Annotated in this window: 20 protein-coding genes and 1 tRNA gene; 13 read left to right on the forward strand and 8 right to left on the reverse strand. The window is 69.1% G+C overall.

The genetic code is table 11. The annotated features are described in order from the left end of the window. Nucleotides 1–27 precede the first annotated feature (27 nt). From motA to mnmD, 3 genes are all read left to right on the forward strand, one after another. Nucleotides 28–897, forward strand: coding sequence for a flagellar motor stator protein MotA (gene motA, locus ACSQ2G_RS22745; RefSeq protein WP_310082065.1), 870 nt, complete (start codon nt 28–30; stop codon nt 895–897). Nucleotides 898–1,031: 134 nt separating this feature from the next. Further along, complete coding sequence (locus tag ACSQ2G_RS22750; RefSeq protein WP_436034649.1) at nt 1,032–1,355, forward strand: hypothetical protein; 324 nt, start codon at nt 1,032–1,034, stop codon at nt 1,353–1,355. A gap of 84 nt (nt 1,356–1,439) precedes the next feature. Then, nucleotides 1,440–3,251 carry a tRNA (5-methylaminomethyl-2-thiouridine)(34)-methyltransferase MnmD gene (mnmD, locus tag ACSQ2G_RS22755; protein ID WP_436034650.1) on the forward strand — a complete coding sequence of 604 codons (1,812 nt, stop codon included), beginning with the start codon at nt 1,440–1,442 and terminating at the stop codon, nt 3,249–3,251. A gap of 274 nt (nt 3,252–3,525) precedes the next feature. Here mnmD and ACSQ2G_RS22760 read toward each other — a convergent pair whose 3' ends face one another. Beyond that, nucleotides 3,526–4,740 (reverse strand): OmpA family protein, encoded by a 1,215-nt coding sequence (locus ACSQ2G_RS22760; protein WP_436034651.1) that lies wholly within the window; start codon nt 4,738–4,740, stop codon nt 3,526–3,528. 356 nt (nt 4,741–5,096) lie between these two features. Between ACSQ2G_RS22760 and ACSQ2G_RS22765 the strand changes: the two genes are divergently transcribed. The 6 genes from ACSQ2G_RS22765 to ACSQ2G_RS22790 all read left to right on the forward strand — a co-directional run bounded on the left by ACSQ2G_RS22765 (nt 5,097) and on the right by ACSQ2G_RS22790 (nt 13,043). Continuing rightward, nucleotides 5,097–5,567 carry a CopG family ribbon-helix-helix protein gene (locus tag ACSQ2G_RS22765; RefSeq protein WP_436034652.1) on the forward strand — a complete coding sequence of 157 codons (471 nt, stop codon included), beginning with the start codon at nt 5,097–5,099 and terminating at the stop codon, nt 5,565–5,567. Further along, nucleotides 5,567–6,391 carry an urea amidolyase associated protein UAAP1 gene (locus ACSQ2G_RS22770; protein WP_436034653.1) on the forward strand — a complete coding sequence of 275 codons (825 nt, stop codon included), beginning with the start codon at nt 5,567–5,569 and terminating at the stop codon, nt 6,389–6,391. The genes ACSQ2G_RS22765 and ACSQ2G_RS22770 overlap by 1 nt, the downstream gene beginning before the upstream one ends. A 5-nt stretch (nt 6,392–6,396) precedes the next feature. Next, a complete protein-coding gene (locus ACSQ2G_RS22775) occupies nt 6,397–7,026 on the forward strand; it encodes an urea amidolyase associated protein UAAP2 (protein ID WP_436034672.1) in 630 nt (209 codons plus the stop codon). A 7-nt stretch (nt 7,027–7,033) separates the two neighbouring features. After that, nucleotides 7,034–10,747, forward strand: a complete 3,714-nt coding sequence (uca, locus tag ACSQ2G_RS22780; RefSeq protein WP_436034654.1) for an urea carboxylase — start codon at nt 7,034–7,036, stop codon at nt 10,745–10,747. Further along, a complete protein-coding gene (gene atzF / locus ACSQ2G_RS22785) occupies nt 10,744–12,552 on the forward strand; it encodes an allophanate hydrolase (protein ID WP_436034655.1) in 1,809 nt (602 codons plus the stop codon). Before uca ends, atzF begins: the two co-directional genes overlap by 4 nt. A gap of 170 nt (nt 12,553–12,722) precedes the next feature. Further along, nucleotides 12,723–13,043, forward strand: a complete 321-nt coding sequence (locus ACSQ2G_RS22790) for a DUF3892 domain-containing protein (protein ID WP_436034656.1) — start codon at nt 12,723–12,725, stop codon at nt 13,041–13,043. Here ACSQ2G_RS22790 and ACSQ2G_RS22795 read toward each other — a convergent pair. The 5 genes from ACSQ2G_RS22795 to ACSQ2G_RS22815 form a co-directional block, all read right to left on the reverse strand. Further along, nucleotides 13,040–13,801: an ABC transporter ATP-binding protein gene (locus ACSQ2G_RS22795; protein ID WP_436034657.1), complete on the reverse strand. Its 762-nt coding sequence runs from the start codon at nt 13,799–13,801 to the stop codon at nt 13,040–13,042. The two genes, ACSQ2G_RS22790 and ACSQ2G_RS22795, sit on opposite strands and share 4 nt — an antisense overlap. 1 nt (nt 13,802) lies before the next feature. Next, on the reverse strand, nt 13,803–14,576 hold the full coding sequence (locus tag ACSQ2G_RS22800; RefSeq protein ID WP_436034658.1) for an ABC transporter permease: 774 nt from the start codon (nt 14,574–14,576) through the stop codon (nt 13,803–13,805). A gap of 155 nt (nt 14,577–14,731) precedes the next feature. Further along, nucleotides 14,732–15,838: a putative urea ABC transporter substrate-binding protein gene (locus ACSQ2G_RS22805; RefSeq protein ID WP_436034659.1), complete on the reverse strand. Its 1,107-nt coding sequence runs from the start codon at nt 15,836–15,838 to the stop codon at nt 14,732–14,734. Between the two features lie 352 nt (nt 15,839–16,190). Further along, nucleotides 16,191–16,769: a hypothetical protein gene (locus ACSQ2G_RS22810; RefSeq protein WP_436034660.1), complete on the reverse strand. Its 579-nt coding sequence runs from the start codon at nt 16,767–16,769 to the stop codon at nt 16,191–16,193. Between the two features lie 167 nt (nt 16,770–16,936). Further along, on the reverse strand, nt 16,937–17,842 hold the full coding sequence (locus ACSQ2G_RS22815) for a LysR family transcriptional regulator (protein ID WP_436034661.1): 906 nt from the start codon (nt 17,840–17,842) through the stop codon (nt 16,937–16,939). Nucleotides 17,843–17,961: 119 nt separating this feature from the next. Here ACSQ2G_RS22815 and ACSQ2G_RS22820 point away from each other — a divergent pair, with 119 nt between their 5' ends. Beyond that, nucleotides 17,962–18,570 (forward strand): isochorismatase family protein, encoded by a 609-nt coding sequence (locus ACSQ2G_RS22820; protein ID WP_436034662.1) that lies wholly within the window; start codon nt 17,962–17,964, stop codon nt 18,568–18,570. A gap of 32 nt (nt 18,571–18,602) precedes the next feature. Continuing rightward, nucleotides 18,603–19,508, forward strand: coding sequence for a pirin family protein (locus tag ACSQ2G_RS22825; protein ID WP_436034663.1), 906 nt, complete (start codon nt 18,603–18,605; stop codon nt 19,506–19,508). A gap of 194 nt (nt 19,509–19,702) precedes the next feature. Here ACSQ2G_RS22825 and ACSQ2G_RS22830 read toward each other — a convergent pair. After that, a tRNA-Val gene (locus ACSQ2G_RS22830) sits at nt 19,703–19,777 on the reverse strand. Nucleotides 19,778–19,886: 109 nt separating this feature from the next. Next, nucleotides 19,887–20,243, reverse strand: coding sequence for a cell cycle two-component system response regulator CpdR (gene cpdR, locus ACSQ2G_RS22835; RefSeq protein WP_007672892.1), 357 nt, complete (start codon nt 20,241–20,243; stop codon nt 19,887–19,889). Nucleotides 20,244–20,421: 178 nt separating this feature from the next. Here cpdR and ACSQ2G_RS22840 point away from each other — a divergent pair, with 178 nt between their 5' ends. After that, the gene (locus ACSQ2G_RS22840) at nt 20,422–21,342 is read left to right on the forward strand and encodes an N-formylglutamate amidohydrolase (protein ID WP_436034664.1); all 921 of its coding nucleotides are present in this window, start codon (nt 20,422–20,424) and stop codon (nt 21,340–21,342) included. 568 nt (nt 21,343–21,910) lie between these two features. After that, the gene (gene typA, locus ACSQ2G_RS22845) at nt 21,911–23,746 is read left to right on the forward strand and encodes a translational GTPase TypA (protein WP_436034665.1); all 1,836 of its coding nucleotides are present in this window, start codon (nt 21,911–21,913) and stop codon (nt 23,744–23,746) included. Nucleotides 23,747–23,839: the final 93 nt, after the last annotated feature.

The raw sequence follows: 23,839 nt of genomic DNA on the forward strand, positions 1-23,839 counted from the left end.
CGCAAGTTACCCGGGGCTCTCCACGTCATGTTCCAGATCATCGGCATCGTCCTGCTGTTCGGCCTCGTGTTCGGCAGCTTCATCATGTCCGGCGGCAAGATGGACGTGATCATCGAGGCCGCCCCGCACGAGCTGATGTGCATCCTGGGCGCGGGCATCGCCTCGTTCCTGATCTCCAACTCGATGACGGTGATCAAGGCCACCGGCGCCGGCTTCGGCAAGATCTTCGCCGGCCCCAAATGGAAGACCTCCGACTACCGCGACCTGCTCAGCCTGCTGTTCCTGCTGACCAAGACGATGAAGTCCAAGGGCGTCATCGCGCTGGAAAGCCATATCGAAAAGCCCAACGACAGCTCGATCTTCCAGCGCTACCCGAAGATCACCAAGGACCACTTCGCCGTCGACTTCATCTGCGACACCCTGCGGATGATGACCATGAACCTGGAGGATCCCCACCAGGTCGAGGACGCGATGGAGAAGCAGCTCGAAAAGCACCATCACGAAGGCCTGGCCCCGGCCCACGCCCTTCAGAGCCTGGCCGACGCCCTGCCCGCCCTGGGCATCGTCGCCGCCGTGCTCGGGGTCATCAAGACCATGGGCTCGATCACCGAGCCGCCGGCCGTGTTGGGGGCGATGATCGGCGGGGCGCTGGTCGGCACCTTCCTCGGCGTGTTCCTGGCCTATGGCCTGGTCGGCCCGTTCTCCACACGGCTGACCGCCGTGGTCGACGAGGAGGGCTCGTTCTACAAGATCATCCAGTCCGTGCTGGTCGCCCACCTGCACGGCAACGCCGCCCAGATCAGCGTCGAGATCGGCCGCGGCAACGTGCCGAGCGAAGCCCAGCCCAGCTTCCTGGAACTGGAAGAAGCCCTGCAGGCCATCCCCGCCGAAGGCTGACACGGGTGATCACGGAACGATCACGGATCCGTGAACAATTGTCTTGCCCCTGCCACGGAACTGATGTTCTGTGACCGGGTGACACGGCCCACCGGGCCGTAGTCGCCAGACAAGCAGTCGCAAGGGAAGTCCCTATGACCACCAAGATTCTCCGCTCGATCCTGATCGCCGGCATGGCCGTCTCGGCCCTGTCGCTGGCCGCCTGCGGCAAGAAGGCCGAAGAGTCGGCGGACGCCTCGGCCCAGAAGGCCCAGGAAGCCGCCGCCTCGGCCAGCACGGCCACGGACGCGGCGGCGAACGCCGCCACCGCCGCCACCGACGCCAACAAGGCCGCCGCCGACGCCGCCGCGGCCCCGGCCGCCCAGGACGCGACCACCGCCGCCGAAGCGCCCGGCACGGCCCCCGCCCCTGCCGCGACCACCACGCCCGAAAAGAAGGCCGAGCCCGCCGCCCACTAAGGCTGCTCGCTTCGAAGCGATCGGAAGGGCCGTCCGCGAGGGCGGCCCTTCTTCTATGGGACGTCGCGGTCCTATAAGCGGCGCATGAGCGATCCCGCCGCCCCGTCCCCCGACTCCTCGACCTCGCCCCTCGTCTGGCGCGATGACGGCCTGCCGCAGTCGGCGCTGTACGGCGACGTCTATTTCTCCAGCGCCGACGGCCTGGCCGAGACCCGCGCGGTGTTCCTGGCCGGCTGCGACCTGCCGGCGGCCTGGCGGGGGCGCGACCGCTTTGTCGTCGGCGAGCTGGGCTTCGGCACCGGCCTGAACATCGCCGCCCTGCTGGACCTGTGGCGGCGCGAGAAGAGCCCGGGCCAGCGCCTGCACGTCTTCTCGATCGAGGCCCATCCGATCACCCGCGACGAGGCGGCTCGCGCCCTGGCCGTCTGGCCGGAGTTGGGCGAGGCGGCCGGCGTGCTGCTCGACCACTGGCCGGGCCGGGCGCGCGGCTTTCACCGGGTCGACCTGCCCGGCTTCGACGCGACCCTCGACTTGGCGGTGATGGAGGTCGAGGACGCTCTGGCCGCCTGGGACGGCGCGGCCGACGCCTGGTTCCTGGACGGCTTCTCGCCGGCCCTGAACCCGGCCATGTGGCGCGAAGAGGTCCTGGCCGCCGTGGCCGCTCGCAGCGCCCCGGGCGCGCGCGCCGCCACCTTCACCGTGGCCGGCGCGGTGCGGCGCGGCCTGGCCGCCGCCGGCTTCCAGGTCGACAAGCGCCCAGGCTTCGGCCGCAAGAAGGAGCGGTTGGAGGCGATCCATCCGGGCGAGCCTCTCGCGCCCGTTCACCCGCGCCGCCTGGCGGTGATCGGCGGCGGAATCGCCGGCGCCGCCATGGCCCGCGCCGCCCGGGCCGAGGGCCTGGACGTGGCGGTGTTCGACGAGAGCGTCGCGCCTGCCTCGGGCAACCCCGCCGCCCTGGTCACCCCGGCCCTGGACGCTGGCGGCGGCCCACGCGCCGCCCTGGCCGCCCAGACGTTCGCCCGCGCCGTCGCCCTCTATGCCGGCCTGCCCGAGGCGGTGATCGCGCGCGGCGTGCTGAAGCTGTCGGTCGCGCCGCGCGATGGCGAGCGCCACGCCGCCGTCGCCGCCCAGGACCTGTTCGAGCCGGGTGCGATGGTCCTGCGCGACACCGATCTCGCCGCCGCCCGACTCGGCGAACCGGTCGCAGCCCCTGCCCTGGACATGACCGACGCCCTGGTCGTGGAGCCCGCTCGCGTGATCGAGGCCTGGCGCGGTCCGGCGACCCTCGCGCGGGTCGCCCGGCTGGCGCGCGAGGACGGAACCTGGCGGCTGTACGATCCGGACGACCGCCTGCTGGCCCAGGTCGACGCCGTGGTGCTGGCCGGCGGCGCGGACCAGGCCCGGTTGTGGCCCGCCGCTCCGGTCCGCCCGGTGCGCGGCCAGGCGACCTGGACCGAGCGCCCGGCCCCCGCTCCCGCCGTCTTCGGCGCCTATGCCATTCCCACGCGCGACGGTGTGCTGTTCGGGGCCACCCATGATCGCGGCGTGGTCGAGACCGACACCCGGGAGGCCGACGATCGCCGCAACCTGCAGGCCCTGGCCAAGGGACTGCCCGCCCTGGCCGCCCGGCTGGCCGACGCCCCCCTGCACGGCCGCGCCGCCGTGCGCGCCGCCACGGCCGACCACCTGCCGCTGGCCGGCGCGGTCTCGGGCGTTCCCGGCGGGCTGTTCGTGCTGGGCGGCCTGGGCGGCCGCGGCTTCTGCCTGGCGCCGCTGCTGGCCGAGCACTTGGCGGCGCGGATCCTCGCCCTGCCGTCTCCCTTGCCTCGCCCCTTGTCGGACCTGGTCGAGCCCTCGCGATTTTCGTCGCGCGCCGAAGGCTCCGGGGCGGTATGATCGGCCGAACGGGAGCGCTCCCGATGCGCGAGGTTCTCGCCGCAGATCCAAGGCTCGCCGCGAACGTTCGCCACTGGAGCCGACGCCGCAGAATGTCGGCCTGACCGGCGCCCGACGCCCTCTCGGGCTTTCCGGACGATGACGCTCTCGACACCGTCGGGGGCGTCTTTCTTTTGGGACGATGACGCACCGCTTCCCCTGTCTGCGCGGGGAGCGAAAGAAAAAGGGCCCGGCGTCGCCGCCGGGCCCTCCATCTTCGTCGTGATCGCGATCTTTAGAAGTTGATCGAGATCGTGGAACGGCGGTTCAGCGGTTCCTTCACACCATCGCCGGTGGCGACGGCCGGTTCGCTTTCGCCCTTCCAGTCCACCGCCAGGGTGGTGGCCTGGACGCCGGCGCCGACCAGAGCGTCGGCCACGGCCTTGGCGCGGCGCTCGGACAGCTTGGCGTTATACTTCGGAGAGCCCGAGGTGTCGGTGTGGCCGACCACGGTGATCTTCGTCGCGTTGCCGCCCTTGGCGTAGTCAGCCGCTTGCGAGACCACGGACTGGGCTTCCGGCGTCAGCACGTACTGATCGAACGGGAAGTAGACCACGAACTCACGCGCCTCGTAGGCCGGAGCCGCTGGCGGCGGGGGCGGCGGGGGCGGGGGTTCCGGCGGCGGGGGCGGCGGAGGCGGCGGAGGCGGCGGGGGCGGCGGAGGCGGCGGCGAGCCGAAGGTGTAGCGGACGCCCAGCGTCAGTGACGTGTCCTTGTACTTGCCTTCGTAGGTGCCGACGTCGGTCACCGCGCCGAAGTGGCCCGGGCCGCCGACATTGGTGGTCACCGAACCCCATTGCAGGTCGTCGGTCTGCAGGTAGCGGCCCGTCAGGTCCAGCGACCAGTTCGGCGCGAAGTCCCAGGCGATGCCCAGGATGCCCTGGTAGGCCAGGGCCTGGTCGACGTCGTCGAAGCTGGTGTTCTGGAACTGGGCGGCGCCGGCCGGGACGCCCGACAGCTGGCCATAGACCTTGTTGTGGACCCAGGCCGTACCCACGCCGGCGCCGATGAACGGACGCCAGCTGGAATCAGGCATGAAGTCATAGATGACGTTGGCCATCAGGGTCGTGGCCTTCAGGTCGCCGTTCGGCTTGCCGCAGGTCGGGGCCGCGGCGGTGCGCTCGATACCAGCGGTGCAGAGGCCGATCGGCTGGGGATCGCCGCCCGAACCACGGACGCTTCTGATGTCGCCCGAGCGATAGCCGTATTCACCCTCGACGCGCCAGTTCGGGGTCAGCTTGTAGCCGATACGGCCAAAGGCGGCCCAGTCGTCCTTGGCGGAGAACGTCCAGTCCGAAGCCCCCGTGGACGACGAAGCCTTGACGCCGTCGGTCGTATGGTACCCGACGTCGCCGGCGACGTACCATCCGCTCAATGCGCTTTGGGCGGAGGCGCCTGACGCGGCGCAGAGCGCCAGCGTCGCGACACCAGCCAGCAACCGGATTTTCATGATGTAACCCTCTACGTGAATGTCTTGAAGCCAGCTTGGGAGTGACTTCACGACGACAAACGCGCCAGTATCAAAATCAGGTGTGGCTAAGGCGCCACATTCGCGCCATTTCGTCGGAAAATCGACGCAACGCCCGGGAACCCGGCACCGTACGCGGAAGAATATCAGCGTTCTCCCAAGCCGTCGGCAGATCTTCAACCCCGACGCCTCGCGAAAGCGGGAAACCCGATCCTGGGAATCATCGCGCCCCGAGTGCGTAATGATCGGTCGCACCGCGCCCAAAACAGAGGCGCCTCGCATCGACCCGCGCCGCGCCCAGTATTACACATTGCATCCTTCGTAATATCGACGATGGGATGGTCTCCATGGATACGCTCCCCTCCACCCTTGCCCGCCTGAGCATCAGCCTGCCGGCCGAGCTGATGGCGCAGCTCGACGCCATGGTCGCCGAACGCGGCCTGCCCAGCCGCTCGCAGATGATCGCCGAACTGATCCGCCACGAGTTGGCCGAGCACAGCGCCGAGCGCCCGGAAGCCGTCCTGGCCGGCACCATCACCCTGATCTATCGCGCCGAAAGCGGACGGGTGCGCCATGCCCTGGCCCAGACCCAGCTCGGCTACGTCAAGGAAGTGATCTCGGCCCAGAACGTCTTCCTGGAGGACGACCAGGCCATGGAGGTGCTTCTGGTCCAGGGCCCGTTCGAGCGCCTGCAGCAACTGTGCGACGACCTGCGCAAGGTGCGGGGCGTGCAGCAGATCAAGCTGGTCACCACCACCGCCCTGCTGCCGCCGCTGCATTTCCATGGCGAAGACGGAGAGCCGGCCTGATGAGCCAGACCGCCGATCCCTACGCCGCCCAGGCCCACGCCCGGGCCCAGGCCGGAACCCGCGCCCAGGCCATGCCCACCGTCCCGGCCACGGCGGCCGTCGACCTGCCGGAAAACGTTCTCGCCGCCGATGTCGTCTGGGACGAGACCATCGCGCCAGGCGGCTACGCCAGCCGCCAGATCGCGCGGGGGACCCGACTGCGCCTGACCGACCTGGACGGCGACGCGAGTTCGTCGCTGCTGCTGTTCAACGCCGAGCGCCCGGTCGAGCGGCTGAACATCGCCGACACCCTGAAGGTGCAGTGGAACGGTTATCTGGGCCAGGGCCGGCTTTTGCTGTCGGACATGGGCCGGGTGCTGGCCAGCCTGGTCGAGGACACGGCCGGAACCCACGACGCCTTCTGCGGCGCCTCGAACCAGGCCAGCAACGCCCGCAAGTACGGCGACGGCTTCAATCACGGCGCCCATCCCAACGCCCGCGACCGCTTCTCGCTGGGCGTGGCCAAGTTCGGCCTGGGCCGCAAGGACATCCATCCTTGCCTGAACCTGTTCAAGGACGTGCGGATCGCCCAGGGCGGCGAGACTGTGTTCGACGTGGGTCCCTATCCGCCCGGCCGCTTCGTCACCCTGCGGGCCGAGATGGACCTGATCGTCGTGCTGGCCAACTGCCCTCACGTGCTGGACCCGCGCCCGGCCTACGCCGTCACGCCGCTGCGGGCGACCGCCTGGCGTGGCCCGGTGACGCCGGAAGCCGACCCGATCCGCAACGCGACGCCGGAGGGCCTGCGCGCCTTCCTCAACGTCGAAGACTATTACCGCCGATGAGCGCCATGACCCACGCCCCGCCTCCGCTGGCCGGAACCGTCATCCATGACGAGGTCGTGCCCGCCCGCGCCCCGTGGCTGCACACGGTCAGGGCCGGCCAGACCCTGCGGATCGTCGATCTGGAGGGCAACCAGGCCGTCGACTTCCTGGCCTACAGCGCCGCCGACGACAGCGAACGCTACAGCGCCCAGGACACCATCGCCGCCCATGGCAACGTCTTCCTGCGCGAGGGCTCGGTGCTGTTGTCCAACGAGGGCGCACCGATGATGACGGTCACCGCCACGGCCGTCGCCTATCACGACACCATCGGCGGGGCCTGTTCCTGCGAGAGCAACACCCTGCGCTACGGCCACCACACCAAGGCCCAGCATGCCTGCGTCGAGAACTTCCTGACCGCCAACGCCCGCCACGGCCGCGGCAAGCGCGACATGGTCAGCAACGTCAACTGGTTCATGAACGTGCCAGTCGAGGCGGACGGCGCCCTGGGGATCGTCGACGGCATTTCCGCGCCCGGCCTCCATGTCGACCTGCGGGCCGAGATGGACGTGGTGGTGGTGGTGTCCAACTGTCCGCAGATCAACAACCCCTGCAACGGCTTCGATCCGACGCCCGTGCGCATGATCGTCACGGAATAGGACTGCCATGTTCGACAAGGTCCTGATCGCCAATCGCGGCGCCATCGCCTGCCGGATCATCCGCACCCTGAAGACCATGGGCGTGAAGTCCGTGGCGGTGTTCAGCGACGCGGACGCCGGCTCGCTGCACGTCAGCCTGGCCGACGAGGCGGTGCGGATCGGTCCGGCCCCGGCCGCCGACAGCTATCTGCGCGGCGACCTGATCCTGGCCGCGGCCAAGGCGACCGGCGCCCAGGCGATCCATCCGGGCTATGGCTTCCTCAGCGAGAACGCTGGCTTCGCCGAGGCTTGCGAAGCGGCCGGCGTCGCCTTCATCGGCCCGACCGCCGACAACATCCGCGCCTTTGGTCTGAAGCACACCGCGCGAGACCTGGCCCAGGGCCATGGCGTGCCGCTGGCGCCGGGCACCGACCTGCTGGTGGATCCCGCCGCCGCCCTGGAAGCGGCCGAGCGCATCGGCTTTCCGGTCATCCTGAAGGCCACGGCCGGCGGCGGCGGCATCGGCATGCGGGTCTGCGAGGCCGCCGAAGCGGTGGCCGAGGCGTTCGCGGCCGTCCAGCGCCTGGCGACCGGCAATTTCAGCGACGGCGGCGTCTTTCTCGAGCGCTATGTCCGCCGGGCCCGTCACGTCGAGGTGCAGGTGTTCGGCGACGGGGCCGGCAAGGTCGTGGCCCTGGGCGAACGCGACTGCTCGCTGCAGCGGCGTAACCAGAAGGTCGTCGAGGAGACCCCCGCCCCCGGCCTGCCCCCCGCCACCCGCGCGGCCTTGCTGGAGGCGGCCACGCGCCTGGCCTCGGCCGCCAACTACCGCTCGGCCGGCACGGTGGAGTTCCTCTACGACGCCGAGCGCGACGACTTCTTCTTCCTGGAGGTCAACACCCGCCTGCAGGTCGAGCACGGCGTCACCGAGCAGGTGACGGGCGTCGACCTGGTCGAATGGATGGTGCGCGGCGCGGCCGGCGACTTCGCGTTCCTCGACGCTCCAGCGGCCGAGCCCAAGGGCGCCTCGATCCAGGTGCGGCTCTATGCCGAGGACCCGGCCCAGGACTACCGGCCCAGTTCCGGCGTACTGACGCTGGTCCGCTTCCCCGAAGGCGTCCGCGCCGACGGCTGGGTGGTCGACGGGACCGAGGTCAGCGCCTTCTACGACCCGCTGCTGGCCAAGCTGATCGTCACGGCCGTCGACCGCCCGGCGGCGGTGGCGGCCCTGCAGGCGGCGCTGGACGACACCCGCCTAGCCGGGATCGAGACCAATCTCGACTGGCTGCGGGCCGTGGTCCGCAGCCCGCCCTTCGTCACCGGCCAGGTCTCGACCCGGGCCCTGGAGACCGTGGCTTGGGCGCCCGACACCATCCAGGTGCTCAGCGGCGGCCCGGCCACCACCGTTCAGGACTGGCCCGGCCGCCAGGGCTACTGGGACGTCGGCGTGCCGCCGTCGGGCCCGATGGACGATCTGGCCTTCCGCTTGGGCAACCGCCTGCTGGGCAACGGCGAAGACGCCGCCGGGCTGGAGATCACCGCCCTCGGCCCGACGCTGAAGTTCAACCGCCCGGCCACCCTGTGCCTGACCGGCGCAGCCTTCGACGCCAAGCTCGATGGCGTCGCGGCCCCGGCCTACGCGCCGTTCACCGTCGCCCCCGGTCAGGTGCTGAAGATCGGCCGCGTCGTCGGCGCCGGCCTGCGCGGCTATCTGCTGTTCCAGGGCGGTCTCGACGTGCCCGCCTATCTGGGCAGTCGCTCGACCTTCACCCTCGGCGGCTTCGGCGGTCATGCCGGCCGCAACCTGACGGCCGGCGACGTGCTGCGGTTGGCCTCCGATGGGGACAGGCACATGTGCCTGTCCCCGACCGCGCCCCTGCCCTCCGCCCTTCGCCCGGCCACGACCAAGGCCTGGACCATCCGCGTGCTGCCGGGTCCGCACGGCGCGCCGGACTTCTTCACCCCGGCCGACGTCGCGATGATCGGCGGGACGGACTGGAAGGTCCACTACAACTCCAACCGCACCGGCGTGCGCCTGGTGGGCCCCAAGCCGCAATGGGCCCGGCGCGACGGCGGCGAGGCCGGGCTGCACCCGTCCAACATCCACGACAACGCCTATGCCGTCGGCGCGGTCGACTTCACCGGCGACATGCCGATCATCCTGGGCCCCGACGGCCCCTCGCTGGGCGGCTTCGTCTGCCCGTTCGTGATCATCCAGGCCGACCTCTGGAAGGCTGGACAGCTGGCGCCAGGGGACACGGTGCGGTTCGCGGTGGTGGACGACGCGGCGGCGGCTTCCGCTCTGGCTGAGCAAGAGACCTTGCTCCAGACGCTCAGCGACTCCCCCCACCGGCCCTCCGGGCCGCCTCCCCCACAGGGGGAGGACCTTGACGAACTCGCCCCTCTCCCTGTGGGGGAGGTGTCAGCGCAGCCGACGGAGGGGGGAGGACCTGTTCTCGCGGAGCTCCCGGAACAAGGCCATCGCCCGCACGTCACCTACCGCCGCCAGGGCGACCAGCACCTGCTGGTCGAGTACGGCCCCATCGTGCTGGACCTGGAGCTGCGGCTACGCATCCACGCCCTGCTGCTGCACCTGCAAGCCCTGGCCCTGCCCGGCGTCATCGACCTGACGCCCGGCATCCGCTCGCTGCAGGTCCACTACGACAGCCGCCGTCTCACCCAGGCCCACCTGCTGGCCGCCCTCACGGCAGCCGAGGAACGGCTGGGCGGACTGGACGATTTCGAGATCCCCTCGCGCGTGATCCACCTGCCGCTGAGCTGGAACGACCCGGCAATCAGACAGACCATCGACAAGTACATGCAGGCGGTCCGCGACGACGCGCCCTGGTGCCCCGACAACATCGAGTTCATCCGCCGGGTCAACGGCCTGGCCAGCATCGACGACGTCCAGCGGATCGTCTTCGACGCCCGCTACCTGGTGATGGGCCTGGGCGACGTCTATCTGGGCGCGCCGGTCGCCACCCCGGTCGATCCGCGCCACCGACTGGTGACCACCAAGTACAATCCCGCCCGCACCTGGACCCCGCCCAACGTGGTCGGCATCGGCGGGGCCTATATGTGCATCTACGGCATGGAGGGTCCGGGCGGCTACCAGCTGTTCGGCCGCACCATCCAGGTGTGGAACACCTGGCGCCAGACCGACGCCTTCACCGACGGCAAGCCCTGGCTGCTGCGGTTCTTCGACCAGATCCGCTTCTTCCCGGTCAGCGCCGACGAACTGGTCGAGTGGCGTCGCGACTTTCCCCTCGGCCGTCGCCAGATCCGCATCGACCAGGAGACCTTCCGGCTCTCGGAATATCGCAAGATGCTGGCCGACAACGCCGACAGCATCGACGCCTTCCAGTCCAGCCGCCAGGCCGCCTTCGACGCCGAGCGCGCCGACTGGGAGGCCAAGGGCGAATTCGTCCGGGTCGAGGCCCTGTCCAGCGTCGCCGACGACGCCGGCGAGACCGTCGCGATCGTCGCGCCCGAGGGCAGCGACCTGGTCGAGGCCCCGCTGGGCGGCAATGTCTGGAAGGTGCTGGTCGAGCCCGGCCAACGGGTCGCGGCCGGCGCGGTGATCGCGGTGATCGAGGCCATGAAGGCCGAGTGCGACGTCAACAGCCCGACCGCCGGGCTCGTCACCGCCGTCTACGCCCAGCCCGCCCAGGCCATCGCCGCCGGAGCGCCGATCGTGGCCATCGCCCCCGACTTGCCCGCTCTTGGCGAGGCCGCCGCGTGAGCGATTTCCAGCGCCTCTCCGTCACCGCCATCGCCGAGGCCGTCAACGGCGGGGCCAGCGCGGTCGCCGTCGCGCAAGGGGCGCTCGATGCCGTCGCCGCCTATGACCTGGTCCAGCCCCAGGCCTGGATCCTGCGCCTGCCGCCCGAGGCGGTGCTGGCCCAGGCCCAGGCCGTCGAGGCCAGGGTCGCGGTCGGCGAGTTCCTGCCGCTGGCCGGGGTCCCGTTCGCGGTGAAGGACAATATCGACGTCGCAGGCTGGCCGACCAGCGCCGCCTGCCCGGCCTTCGCCTACACGCCCGAGCGGTCGGCAAGGGTCGTCGAGCAGCTGGTCGAGGCCGGGGCGGTGCTGATCGGCAAGACCAACCTCGACCAGTTCGCCACCGGCCTGGTCGGCGTGCGCAGCCCTTACGGCGCGCCGCTGTGCGTGTTCGACCAAGCCTATGTCAGCGGCGGCTCCAGCTCCGGCTCGGCCGTGGCCGTGGCGGCGGGCCTGGTGGCGTTCTCGCTGGGCACCGACACCGCCGGCTCGGGCCGGGTGCCGGCGGCGTTCAACCACCTGGTCGGACTCAAGCCGAGCAAGGGCCGCTGGAGCACGCGCGGCGTGGTCCCCGCCTGCCGCTCGCTGGACTGCGTCAGCGTGTTCGCCGCCGACCTGCCCGGAGCGGCGCTGGTGGACGAGGTGGTGACGGGGTTTGATCCTGAAGACGATTATTCGCGGCGAGCATCGGACGGGGACAGGCACATGTGCCTGTCCCCAGACAGCGCACGGCGCGGGTCCTTCCGCTTCGGCGTCCCGAAAACCGACCAGCGCCTATTCCTCGGCGACGAACAATCGGCCGCCCTCTACGCCGCCGCGATCGATCGCATGACCGCGGCCGGCGGAACGCCCGTCGAGATCGACATCGCCCCGCTGCTGGACTGCGCCAAGCTGCTCTACAGCGGCCCGTGGGTGGCCGAGCGCACGGCGGCCGTCGAGGTCCTGCTGCGCGACAAGCCTGGGGCGATCCATCCGACGGTTCGGGCCATCGTCCAGGGCGGCCTGGCGGTCACCGGCGTCGAGACCTTCAAGGGCCTCTACGCCCTGGAGGCCTATCGCCGAACGGCCGAAGCGATCTGGGACGCGGCCGACGTGATGCTGCTGCCGACCGCCCCGACCATCTACCGCCTGAAGGAGGTGCTGGCCGAACCGATCGCGCTGAACGCCAATCTCGGCCTTTACACCAATTTCGTGAACCTACTCGACATGAGCGCCCTCGCCGTCCCTGCCGGCTTCCGCGAGAGCGGCACGGGCTTCGGCGTCACCCTGATCGGGCCGGCCTTCGCCGACCGCGCGCTGCTGGCCCTGGCCGAGCGCTACCTGGAGACCTTCCCCATGGCCGACACGCCGCCGCTCGACCTGACCCCGCGCAAGCCCGGCGTGAAGCTGGCCGTGGTCGGCGCCCACCTGGCCGGCATGCCGCTGCACTGGCAGTTGACGTCGCGCGAGGCCCGGCTGGTCGCCGCGACCCGGACCGCGCCGGCCTACAGGCTCTACGCCATGGCCGAGACCACCCCGCCCAAGCCCGCCCTGGTCCATGTCGGAGACGGCGGAAGCGCGATCCTGGTCGAGGTCTACGAGCTGGACTTCGAGGCCTTCGGCAGCTTCACCGCCGAGGTTCCCGCCCCCCTGGCCATCGGCACGGTGACCCTGGAGGACGGGACATCGGTGAAGGGTTTCGTCGCCGAGCCCCGCGCCCTGAACGGCGCGACGGACATCACCGAACTGGGCGGCTGGCGGGCCTATATCGCCTCGCTGGCGGGCTAACGGACGGGACTTCCAAGCATTTTCCCCCGGAATCGCGGGAAACCTGCTAGGATTGCCCACGCGCCGAACTCGGCGCCCTTGCACAGCGGACAATCGTCTCGACGTTCCGACCACGCGACCGTCGCGTAGCCGGGTCTCGCCGTGCGCCCTGCCCGGACCCGGAAAATACGATGCCCAAGCACGCTGAAATCACCTGGATCGCCCAGAACGGACGCCACACCACCTACGAGCGGATTTCCCATGTCGGCGGCGATACGCCGGAGCCCTGGTCGCTGACGATCCGGCAGGCGGTCAAGCTGGCCGAGGCGGGTCAGCGCCGGTTCTTCGTGATGCGCGACGGGGTCGAGGTGAAGGTCGAGGCCCTGACCAGCCGCACGGGCGCCCGCTATCTGAAGACCGCCAACGACCGCAACGAACCCCATGAACTCCTGAAGCTTCCGGCCAATCCGGAGTTCGAGGCGCGACTGGCCGCTAGCGTCCTGGTCGCCTAGCCGCCCAACCCCGCCAGCGCCTCGGGCCCCACCGCGCCCGGCTTGTCCAGCGGAAAGTCGTAGACCGCCGTCGAGCCGTAGCGATGCGGCGCCTGCGGGTCGCGGCGGCGCTTGTCGAAGGCCAGGACGCGGGTGCCCAGCTTGAAGGCTTCCTTGATGTCGTGGGTGACCATCATGATGGTCAGGCCGTGCTCGCGCCAAAGGCCGGTGATCAGCGCGTGCATGTCCAGGCGTACGCCCGGGTCCAGCGCGCCGAACGGCTCGTCCAGCAGCAGGATGCGCGGCTTCTTGATCAGGGCCTGGGCGATGGCCAGGCGCTGCTGCATGCCGCCCGACATCTGGGCCGGATAGACCTCGCCGCTGTCGCCCAGGCCGACGGCGGTCAGCATCCGGTCGGCCTGCTCGGCCGCGGCGCGGCGCTTGGCGCCCGACAGCCGGCCCAGGAATGGCGAGCCCTCGCAGTCGAGGCCGAAGATCACGTTGTCGCGGGCGCTCAGATGCGGGAACACCGAATATTTCTGGAACACCACGCCGCGGTCCGGCCCCGGCTCGGCGCGCAGCTTGCGGCCGTCCAGGTCGATGGCGCCCTTGGTCGGCGCCTCCTGGCCCTGGGCCAGGCGCAGGAAGGTGCTCTTGCCCGCCCCGGACGGACCGACGATGGAGACGAAGCTGCCCTGCTTGATCGACAGGTCGACATTCTCGAGCACGACCTTGTCGCCGTACTCCACCCACACGTTGCGGAAGGTCAGCAGGTCCATCTCAGCGCCCTTTCGCCGGATGGGCCCAGGGATAGGCCCGGCGGCTGACGAGCTTCAGCGCCACGTCCATCGCCACGGCCAGGATCGAGATCCAGAGGACGTAGGGCAGGATGATGTCCATCGACATGTACCGGCGGACCAGGAAGATCCGGTAGCCCAGGCCGACATCGGCGGCGATCGCCTCGGCCGAGATCAGATAGACCCAGGCCGGGCAGAGCGACAGGCGCAGGGCCAGCTGCCAGGTGCTGGAGCCCAGGGTCTGGGCCTTGACCAGCTGTTCCTCGGGGATCGCGGCCACGTGGGCTGCCAGGTCGCGGACCATCACCGGCGTGACGCCGATGACGATCAAGGCGATCTTGGCGGTTTCGCCCAGGCCGAAGACGATGAACAGGATCGGCAGCACCGCGATGGGCGGCACCACGGCGATGGCCGCCACCAGCGGACCGAACTTGGCTCGGAGCAACGGCAGCAGGCCCAGCCCCAGGCCCAGGACCAGGGTCGTCCCGGTCGCGATCACCAGGGCGACGCCGATCCGCTTCAGGCTGGCGACGGTGTCGACCACCAGCGGCGCGTCGCCGGTCAACGGGTCGACCTTGGCCATCAGCTGCACGGCCTCGACCATGGCGGTCGGGGTCGGCAGCAGCTTGTCGCGGGGGTTCTCGGCGTGGCGGGCCTGCGAGGCCATCAGATAGACCAGCGCCACCGCCAACAGCGGCAACAGGCCCAGCAGCACGCTAAGGCCGCCTCTTGGTCTGACGTTCAGCAGGCGGCGCATGGGGGAGACTGGGTCCTTGTCCCTGAAGTTCCGAGGCCGAAAACCTCGCCCTTCGACGAGCTCAGGATGAGGTTTTCTACCGCGGGGCTACAGATGGTCCTCGTCCTGAGCTTGTCGAAGGACGAGGACCACGCGCGGCCTATGGTCGATACGGCCTACAGCTTGCCGTCGGCGGCCTGCTGAACATAGGTCGGGTCGAAGCGCAGCTTCACGTTGGCCGGGTCGCCCAGGGTCTTGCCGCCCGGGAAGGCGATGCCGATGTCGTCCACCGATTTCGCGCCCTGGCCGAACAGGCCCATGCTGAAGCTGAACTTGCGCACCCGGTCGTTGGCGGTGACTAGGTCGGGGCTGACCGTGGCGGCCAGGGCGGCCTTGGGGTCGGCGTAGAGATAGGTGGTCTTCAGCTGACTCTCGAAGCCGGCTAGGTCCGAGCCCGACAGCTTGGCCATCGCCTCGCGGGCCGCCTTGCCCTCGGGGGTCTGGGCGACGGTCAGGGCCAGGGTCTCGTACCAGATGCCGGTCAGGGCCTTGCCCAGGTTGGGATTGGCCTTCAGGGCCTCGGTGCTGACCATCAGGCCGTCGAGGATCTCGCCGGGGATCTTGGAGCTGTCGAACACCTCGGTCGCGCCGGGCGCCTTCTTCACTTCGGACAGCTGCGGGTTCCAGGTCACCAGGGCCTTGGTGTCGGCCGCGTTGTAGGCGGCGACGATGTCGGCGTCGGAGGTGTTGACCGTCTTGACGTCGGCCATCTTCAGCCCGGCCGTCTCCAGGGCGCGGGCCAGCAGGTAGTGCGAGACCGACAGCTCGACCAGGTTGACCGGCCGGCCCTTGATGTCGGCCAGGGTCGCGCCGTTCTTCAGGATCACGCCGTCGTTGCCGTTGGAATAGTCGCCGATCATCAGGACCGTGGTGTCCTTGCCCGCGGCGGCGGGCACGGTCAGGGCGTCCATGTTGGTGGCGGTGACGCCGTCCAGCTTGCCGGCCGAGAACTGGTTCAGGGACTCGACATAGTCGTTGATCTGCACCAGCTGGATATCGACGCCGTACTTGTCGGCCCACTTCTTCACGATCCCGGACTGCTGGGCGTAGGCCCAGGGCATCCAGCCGGCATAGATCGTCCAGCCGATCTTGTAGCTGGTCTTGGCCGCGGCGGCCGGCGCCGCGGGCGCCTTCTCGGCGGACTTGGGTCCGCACGAGGCCAGGGCCAGGCAGGACGCGACCATGGCCGCCATGAAACGCTTGCGGGTGAACAGGACACTCATCAGCGGCTCCCTCCGAATTCGCTGAGAAGAGCGTTCTGCATATTACGAGTTGTCGCAATCGTAATACTGACAATGGGCGGCCAGCCCGCCCAGCCAAGGTCGAACTGCCGAAAAACCAGGCCCTTCGCCCCGCAGGCGCCGCATCGCGCGCCGTTCAGGCGTCCCTCGGACCCAACGCCACGCCAAGGTTTGTCCCCGTCCGTTGCGCCCCGCAGCGTGACCTCTCGCAGGGAGGTCGAGATCATGCTTTCGAAGCTGGCCGTCGGCCTCTGGCGCCTGGTCCGCGAGGGCATCGTGGCCCGCGGCGGCCGGTACTGGCTGACCTGAGCAGGCCAGACTCGAGACCCGCCCGTCAGCGCCGGGTGTCGGTGGCGATCCAGTTGGTTTCCCAGGTGGCCCCGCCGTCGGCCGAAAAGGCCTGTTCGAAGCGCGCGGAGTTCGGCGTGACGTCCAGGATCAGGAAGCGGACAAGCACCGTGCGGTCGTTGACGGTGTCGACGCCATAGAAGGTTCCCCGACCCTTCTCGTCGAACCCGCCGCTGACCGGTGGCGTCAGGAGCCCGCTACGGACGCTCGCGAAGTTGAGCGTCCACTGCCGCGCCTTGGGATTGTAGAGCCGCAGCGACACGCCCTCGATCTGACCGGAGGCGCCCTTGACCGAAAGCTCGACAAGGTTGGCGCGCCCGCCCAGGACCGCCCGGACCTCGCTGACGCCGCTATAGTCGACCCACCGCGTCGATCCGGTCAGCGGTTCGGGAAGATACCGAAGTTGGGTTGTCCAGCTTCCGATCTCCCAGTCGAAATCATGGCTTCCGTCACGCGACTGCGGGATCGCCGCGGGCGCCGGCTGTCCGAAGCTTGGCGCGGGATGGGCCAGGAGGAGGACCGCCAGGCAGGACGCGGTCGCCGCGCGCGCGAGCCAGGTCTTCATAGGGCGATCCCTTCGTCGAAATCGTTCATGCCGACGACGAGGTCCGTATACCGCATCAGGCCGCCTCCCCAGGGTTGTCGAAAGCTAGCGTCTGACGCAGACGCTGTCCAACCTCGGTCGTCGCCATAGGCGGACGAGGGCTTGGAGGCGGTGTTGCTTGCCTAGGGTCAAATGCCTCCTGAGGGATCCGACGCGTCCCGCGCCTGGCTCTGGAAGCACTCGGTCAGGACATCCCCCAGCACGCGCACCTTGCGCGTCTGGAAATCGCTCGGCGGTCGAACAAGGTAGATGCCGGCCGGCGGCGAGGGAAAGGCCTCCAGCACCGTGACGAGGGCGCCCGAGGCGATCGCGTCCGTGATCAGGAAATCCGGCAGGGCCGCGACGCCCAGGCCCTCGAGCGCGGCGGCGGCCAGGGCGACGCCGTTGTCGGCCTTGAAACGTCCCTGGGGACGAATGGAGAGGATCTGTCCGCCGCTCACGAACCGCCACGTCTCCGTGCCCTGCATCAGGCATTCGTGGTCGGCCAGGGCGTCAGGCGTCTCGGGCGCGCCATGGATGGCGATGTAGTCCGGACTGGCGACACAGCGTCCCCGCAGCGGGGCGATGCGGCGGGCAAGCAGGTTGGAGTCGGTCAGGTAGCCGACCCGGATGGCCGCGTCGAACCCCTCGCCGACCAGGTCCACGAAGCGGTCGCTGTAGGATGTGTGCACATGAAGCTTGGGATACCGACTCGCGAGCTGGGCCAGCACCGGCGCGAAGTGCGTGGGCCCCAGGGTGAGCGGCGCGGCGACGCGCAGCCGTCCCGCCAGCTGGCCTTCCGGCGCGACCGCGTCCCTGGCCGCCTCGATCTCGGCGACGACGCGGGCGGCGTGCTGGCGAAAGGTCGCGCCGGCCTCCGTCAGCGCCGCGCCGCGCGTCGTCCGCGTGAGAAGCTCCGCGTCGAGGGCGGCCTCCAGCCGCTTCAGGCGGCGGCTGACGATCGACTTCGGAAGGCCCAGCCGCCTGGCCCCAGCCGTCACGCCGCCCGCGTCGGCCACTTCGACGAAGGTGACGAGGTCTTCCAGGTCGAACATGGCGTTCCACTTTTCGCGACAGTGATACCTCGTTCGCGAGACTATCGCGTCACTCTGCGCAACGACAAGTTCTCTCCATCGGTCGGGGCAATCAGGCTCCGCACACAAGGAGAACTCTGATGAGCAAGTCCCAAGGACTCTTCAAGCACGAAGACGCCGCCCTGGTTCTGATCGACTATCAGCCTGAAATGTTCGCCAACATCCGTTCCGAGACGTCTTCGGATCTGATCGATCTGAACGTTCGCCTCCTGATCAAGGCGGCGAAGGCGTTCGACATTCCGGTGATCCTGTCGACGGTCGGCGTGAAGTACGGGGTCAACCACCCGACGCGCCAATCGATCGTCGACGAGCTGCCGGGCGTCACCGCCATCGACCGCACGTCCATGAACGCCTGGGAAGACGAGGCCTTCCGGGCAGCCGTGGAAGCAACCGGTCGCAAGAAGCTGATCTTCGGCGCGCTCTACACGGAGATCTGCCTGGCCTTCCCCGTGCTCGAGGCGATGGCCGACGGCTATGACGCCACATTCGTCGTGGACGCCGTGGGCGGGATGTCCCAGCTGGCGCATCGCACCGCCGTCGAACGGCTGACGAACGCGGGCGCGGCCCCCAATACGGCGATCGCCATCGTCACCGAGCTGTTCCGGGACTGGACGTCGCCTGTCGCCGACAAGGCCCGGACCATCCTCAAGGAATACGCAGGCAACCTCGTCGCCTGGGCCGGACGCTAAGGCCCGTCGAACCTCATTGAATGGAGATGAGCATGTCATTCGCAACAGCTTCCCAGACCCTGACGGCGGCTCCGGCTCGCCCGCGTCCGATCCAGTATCGGACGCGGGGACAGGGGCACGGACCGATCACCCGGCTGATGAGCCCCGGCGACCTTGGGCAGACGCTCAAGCCGTTCGTCTTCCTCGACCTGTTCGAAGCCGACCCCCGGATCATGGCCGAGGGCATGGGGATCCATCCCCATTCGGGCATCGCCACCATCACCGTCCTCACCCAGGGCGATCTTCGCTTCGACGACCCGGACGCCGGACAAGGGACGATCGGCTACGGCGGCGTCGAATGGATGCGAGCCGGCGGCGGGGTCTGGCATGGCAAGGAACTGTCGGCCGGCGCCTCCGCGCGGATCCAGGGCTTCCAGCTGTGGATCACGCTCCCGCCCGAGACGGAGAACGCGCCGCCCGAGAGCCAATACATCCCGGCCGAGGGCATGGCCGCCGCCGGACCGGCCCATGTGATCCTTGGCCAGTACGAGGGCGTCAGCAGCCCTGTCCGGGCGCCGGATGGCGTCAACTACCTGCTCGTCAGGCTGGCGCCGGGCGAGACCTGGTCGTACACGCCGCCGGCCGGGCACCAGGCCGCCTGGCTGGCCGTGGCCAGCGGCGGGCTGCAGGCGTCCCAGGCGCTGTCCGCCGGCGACATGGCCGTGTTCGCCCCTTCGCAGGACGCGATCACCCTCTCGGCGCTGGGGAACGACGACGCCGTCTTCGTCCTGGGCTCGGCCGCGCCCCATCCGCATGAGCTGCACATGGGCTACTACTCGGTCCACACCTCGGCCGAAGCCCTGGTGCGCGGCGAGAACCGGATCGACGAGCTGGGCCGCGCCTTGGCCGAGGCGGGCGACCGTCGAACCCCGTCGGGCTCAACGCCGGTCTTCCGCTGAACCCGCCTGCCCAGGCCGCCGGCCGGCGGCCTCGTTCCTGACAATCGATCAGGTGTACGGGCCCCGTCCGGCGGCCTGGGAATGATCTATCCAAGGGGAGGAAGCATCTGCGGAATGTGGCGGTCGAAATCCGCCAATCCGGAGGAAATCCGCCGATTTCGGATTTCTGGTCTGACTAAGTCTTTGAAAAGGAATGGTGGACGCGACAGGGATTGAACCTGTGACCCCTACGATGTCAACGTAGTGCTCTCCCGCTGAGCTACGCGTCCGCCAAAGCGGCCTGGAAGCGCTTCGAAAAGCGTCCCGGGCGGGAAGGTGTGGGGGTATAGCGGCGGCTTGGCCGTCGCGCAACCCGCCTTTCGGGGGCCTTCGAAAAAATTAGGCGGCCATCATCTTCTCGACCTCGGAGACGAGGTCGCGCAGGTGCACCGGCTTGGACAGCACCTTGGCCCCGGCCGGCGCGCGGTCCTGGGCCGACAGGGCCACGGCGGCGAAGCCGGTGATGAACATGATCCGCAGGGAGGGGTCGCGGGCGGCGGCCTGGCGGGCCACCTCGATGCCGTCCATGCCGGGCATGACGATGTCGGTCAGCAGCAGGTCCCAGGCCGTGTCCAGGTGCTGGACGGCCTCTTCGCCGTCGGCGCAGGCCGTGACCTCGAAGCCGGCGCGCTCGAGCGCCCGAGCCAGGAACCCGCGGAGGGAGTCGTCGTCTTCGGCGAGGAGGATGCGGGCCATGCGGTCAGTTTCCAGGCGACAGGCGGAATTGGAAAGTGAGAATCTAGTGAAAGACGGTAAATCGCGGATGAACCGGACCCGCGCTGTCCACAGCTAAAGTCCCGCGCTCGCCCGATCCTCATTATAACCTGGACCGTCAGCGTTTGACCCGGAACCGCCAGGCCGCGACAATAAGCCCATGACCGCATGGGAGCCGATCGCTTCGGAAACGCCGGCGACGGCGGAGCACGGCTTCTCGCCGGCCTTCGAGGTGGCTCGCGCCCAGGCGGAAGGCGAACCGCCGCCGACGCCGCTGGTGTTCGCCTCGCCCCATTCCGGACGCCTCTATCCGCCCGACATGATGGCCGCCGCCCGGCTGACCGCCCAGGACCTGCGCGGCTCGGAGGACGCCTTCGTCGACGACCTGATCGGCGGCGCGCCCGCCCTGGGGGTCTGCGTGATCCGCGCCCGGCTGGCCCGGGCCTATATCGACCTCAATCGCGACGCCTGGGAGCTGGATCCGGCGATGTTCGAGGACGCCCTGCCCGACTTCGCCCAGGGCCGCACGGCCCGGGTGGCGGCGGGGCTGGGCGCCATCGCCCGGGTGGCCGGCGAGGGTCGGCCGATCTACGCCCGCAAGCTGACCTTCGCCGAGGCCAAGGTCCGAATCGACAGCGCGCACCGGCCCTATCACGACGCCCTGGACCGCCTGCTGGCCCAGGCCCGCAACGCCCATGGCCTGGCGGTCCTGGTCGACTGGCACTCGATGCCGGCCGCAGCGGCCCGCGGCCATCGGGCGCGTGGCGGCGGTCCGTGCGACATCGTCCTGGGCGACCGCTTCGGCGCGGCCTGCGGCCCCAAGCTGACCGCGCTGATGGAAAAGACCCTGGAGGGGCTGGGCTATCGCGTGGCCCGCAACGCCCCCTACGCCGGCGGCTACACCACCGAGCACTATGGCCGCCCGATCCGGCGGACCCACGCCATCCAGGTCGAGATCAACCGCGCGCTCTACATGAACGAGACGACCCGCGAGCCCACCGAGGGCCTGGCGCGGCTGAAGGCGGATATCGAATCGACGACGGCGCGCCTGGTCGAGACGGACTGGGCCGAACTGCTCTAGCCCCCGCCGGCTCACCGCGCCACGGATCAGCCTTCTTCGCCCGCGAAACAGGGGTCCTCGGAACAAGTCCGGGGATAATGGACGTTTGTGGAAGGGTCTCCGGAAATCATGCCCCGACCGCAGGCCAAAAAAAAGCCCGGCTCGAAAGCCGGGCAGTTCATTAGGGAGGAAACGCCCAGGAAGGGCAGAGGCGGCAGCGCCGCCTCACAGGTCGTTTATAGGGTGCACTGCGAAATGCATCAAGCAAAATCGACAGACACCGCTGTCTTTTTTTTGCGCTCACCGACTGAAACCCTTTGTAACACAAGGGCCAGAGAACGCCGCTCTCCAAGCTTGGCCGATTTTCGGACCAATGCTGCAGTGCACAATTAGTTGCCAAAGAAACGACATCCACCCGCAACTTTCGCAAACCCCATAAAATTAAGGGGTTTGGAGCTGACACCGGTTTCCGGGCCAATCTGTCGCTCAAGGGTGGGGTGGATAAACGTCGCGCAGTCGCGTAAAAGCCGCGCGCCTGACGCGCGCAGCGTCAAACCTCATCTGTTCCTCCCGAAAGTTCGCCTTCTCCATGTCCATGCGAAACATCGCCATCATCGCGCACGTCGATCATGGCAAGACCACCCTCGTCGATCAGCTGCTGGCCCAGTCGGGCGTGTTCCGCGCCAACGAGGCGACCACCGAGCGCGCCATGGACTCCAACGACCAGGAGCGCGAGCGCGGGATCACCATCCTGGCCAAGTGCACCAGCGTGCTGTGGCACGGTGAGGCGGGCGAAACCCGCATCAACATCATCGACACCCCCGGCCACGCCGACTTCGGCGGCGAGGTCGAACGCATCCTGGGCATGGTGGACGGCTGCGTCCTGCTGGTCGACGCCGAGGAAGGCGTCATGCCGCAGACCAAGTTCGTGCTGACCAAGGCCCTGAAGATGGGCCTCAAGCCGATCCTCTGCATCAACAAGGTCGACCGCGCCCACGCCGACCCGGACAAGGTCCACAACGCCGCCTTCGACCTGTTCGCCGCCATCGGCGCCACGGACGAGCAGCTGGACTTCCCGCACATCTACGCTTCGGGCCGCGCCGGCTGGGCGACGCTGGACATGAACGTGCCCAACGACAACCTGGCCCCGCTGTTCGACCTGATCGTCCGCCACGTGCCGGAACCCAAGCAGATCGCCAAGAAGGACGAGCCGTTCCAGATCCTGAACGTGCTGATCGAAAGCGATCCGTTCCTGGGCCGCCTGCTGACCGGCCGTATCGAGAGCGGCAAGGCCGTTCCCGGCATGGCCATCCACGCCCTGGACCGCGACGGCAAGGAAATCGAGCGCGGCCGCATCACCAAGGTGCTGGCCTTCCGCGGCCTGAAGCGTTCGCCGGTCGACGAGGGCGCCGAGGCCGGTGACATCGTCGCCATCGCCGGCATGTCCAAGGCGACCGTGGCCGACACCCTGTGCGCCCTGGACGTCACCGACGCCCTGCCCGCCCAGCCGATCGATCCGCCGACCATCTCGATGACCGTCTCGGTCAACGACAGCCCGCTGGCCGGCAAGGAAGGCGACAAGGTCCAGAGCCGCGTCATCCGCGACCGCCTGCTGAAGGAAGCCGAATCGAACGTGGCCATCAAGGTCACCGAGACCAGCGAAGGCGACGCCTATGAAGTGTCGGGCCGCGGCGAACTGCAGCTGGGCGTGCTGATCGAGAACATGCGCCGCGAAGGCTTCGAGGTGTCGATCAGCCGTCCGCGCGTGGTCTTCCAGACCGACCCGGAAACCGGCAAGCGCCTGGAGCCGATGGAAGACGTCATGATCGACGTCGACGACGAATATTCGGGCATCGTCATCGAGAAGCTGTCGCTCCGGAAGGCCGAGCTGAAGGACATGGGCCCGTCGGGCGCGGGCAAGACCCGTCTCCAGCTGGTCGCCCCCTCGCGCTCGCTGATTGGCTATCAGGGCGAGTTCCTGACCGACACGCGCGGTTCGGGCGTGCTGAACCGCGTGTTCAGCCACTACGAACCTTACAAGGGCGCGATCGACCAGCAGCGCAAGGGCGTGCTGATCAGCAACTCCGACGGTGAAACCGCGGCCTACGCGCTGTGGAACCTGGAAGAACGCGGCACCATGTTCGTCGGCGCCAACGAGAAGTGCTATCTGGGCATGATCATCGGCGAGAACGCCCGTCAGGACGACCTCGACGTCAACCCGATGAAGGCCAAGCAACTGACCAACGTCCGCGCCTCGGGCAAGGACGAGTCGATCCGCCTGACCCCGCCGCGTCGCATGACCCTCGAACAGGCCATCGCCTATATCGAGGAAGACGAGCTGGTCGAGGTGACTCCGAAGAGCATCCGCCTGCGCAAGCAGATCCTGAACCCGTCGTTCCGCAAGCGTCGCGTCAAGGAAGAATAGTCGGCTCGGAGCCATCCGCGGTCGGACGATCAAGGGCCCGCCATCCTTCCCGGATGGCGGGCTTTTTCATGCCTTTCGCCGCGCCTGGGATTA

Origin of the sequence: Caulobacter sp. LjRoot300, assembly GCF_964253875.1 — a bacterium.
In the GTDB taxonomy this organism is placed as follows: Bacteria; Pseudomonadota; Alphaproteobacteria; order Caulobacterales; family Caulobacteraceae; genus Caulobacter.

Excerpts from the sequence above, each read along its gene's own strand:
- ACSQ2G_RS22815 (WP_436034661.1), bottom strand. The coding sequence starts at position 17,842 with ATGTTCGACCTGGAAGACCTCGTCACCTTCGTCGAAGTGGCCGACGCG.
- ACSQ2G_RS22820 (WP_436034662.1), top strand. The coding sequence starts at position 17,962 with ATGAGCAAGTCCCAAGGACTCTTCAAGCACGAAGACGCCGCCCTGGTT.
- uca (WP_436034654.1), top strand. The coding sequence starts at position 7,034 with ATGTTCGACAAGGTCCTGATCGCCAATCGCGGCGCCATCGCCTGCCGG.
- ACSQ2G_RS22750 (WP_436034649.1), top strand. The coding sequence starts at position 1,032 with ATGACCACCAAGATTCTCCGCTCGATCCTGATCGCCGGCATGGCCGTC.
- cpdR (WP_007672892.1), bottom strand. The coding sequence starts at position 20,243 with ATGGCCCGCATCCTCCTCGCCGAAGACGACGACTCCCTCCGCGGGTTC.
- ACSQ2G_RS22810 (WP_436034660.1), bottom strand. The coding sequence starts at position 16,769 with ATGAAGACCTGGCTCGCGCGCGCGGCGACCGCGTCCTGCCTGGCGGTC.
- ACSQ2G_RS22800 (WP_436034658.1), bottom strand. The coding sequence starts at position 14,576 with ATGCGCCGCCTGCTGAACGTCAGACCAAGAGGCGGCCTTAGCGTGCTG.
- ACSQ2G_RS22775 (WP_436034672.1), top strand. The coding sequence starts at position 6,397 with ATGACCCACGCCCCGCCTCCGCTGGCCGGAACCGTCATCCATGACGAG.
- ACSQ2G_RS22795 (WP_436034657.1), bottom strand. The coding sequence starts at position 13,801 with ATGGACCTGCTGACCTTCCGCAACGTGTGGGTGGAGTACGGCGACAAG.
- ACSQ2G_RS22825 (WP_436034663.1), top strand. The coding sequence starts at position 18,603 with ATGTCATTCGCAACAGCTTCCCAGACCCTGACGGCGGCTCCGGCTCGC.
- ACSQ2G_RS22790 (WP_436034656.1), top strand. The coding sequence starts at position 12,723 with ATGCCCAAGCACGCTGAAATCACCTGGATCGCCCAGAACGGACGCCAC.
- ACSQ2G_RS22765 (WP_436034652.1), top strand. The coding sequence starts at position 5,097 with ATGGTCTCCATGGATACGCTCCCCTCCACCCTTGCCCGCCTGAGCATC.
- ACSQ2G_RS22840 (WP_436034664.1), top strand. The coding sequence starts at position 20,422 with ATGACCGCATGGGAGCCGATCGCTTCGGAAACGCCGGCGACGGCGGAG.
- mnmD (WP_436034650.1), top strand. The coding sequence starts at position 1,440 with ATGAGCGATCCCGCCGCCCCGTCCCCCGACTCCTCGACCTCGCCCCTC.
- ACSQ2G_RS22760 (WP_436034651.1), bottom strand. The coding sequence starts at position 4,740 with ATGAAAATCCGGTTGCTGGCTGGTGTCGCGACGCTGGCGCTCTGCGCC.
- ACSQ2G_RS22805 (WP_436034659.1), bottom strand. The coding sequence starts at position 15,838 with ATGAGTGTCCTGTTCACCCGCAAGCGTTTCATGGCGGCCATGGTCGCG.
- motA (WP_310082065.1), top strand. The coding sequence starts at position 28 with ATGTTCCAGATCATCGGCATCGTCCTGCTGTTCGGCCTCGTGTTCGGC.
- typA (WP_436034665.1), top strand. The coding sequence starts at position 21,911 with ATGTCCATGCGAAACATCGCCATCATCGCGCACGTCGATCATGGCAAG.
- ACSQ2G_RS22770 (WP_436034653.1), top strand. The coding sequence starts at position 5,567 with ATGAGCCAGACCGCCGATCCCTACGCCGCCCAGGCCCACGCCCGGGCC.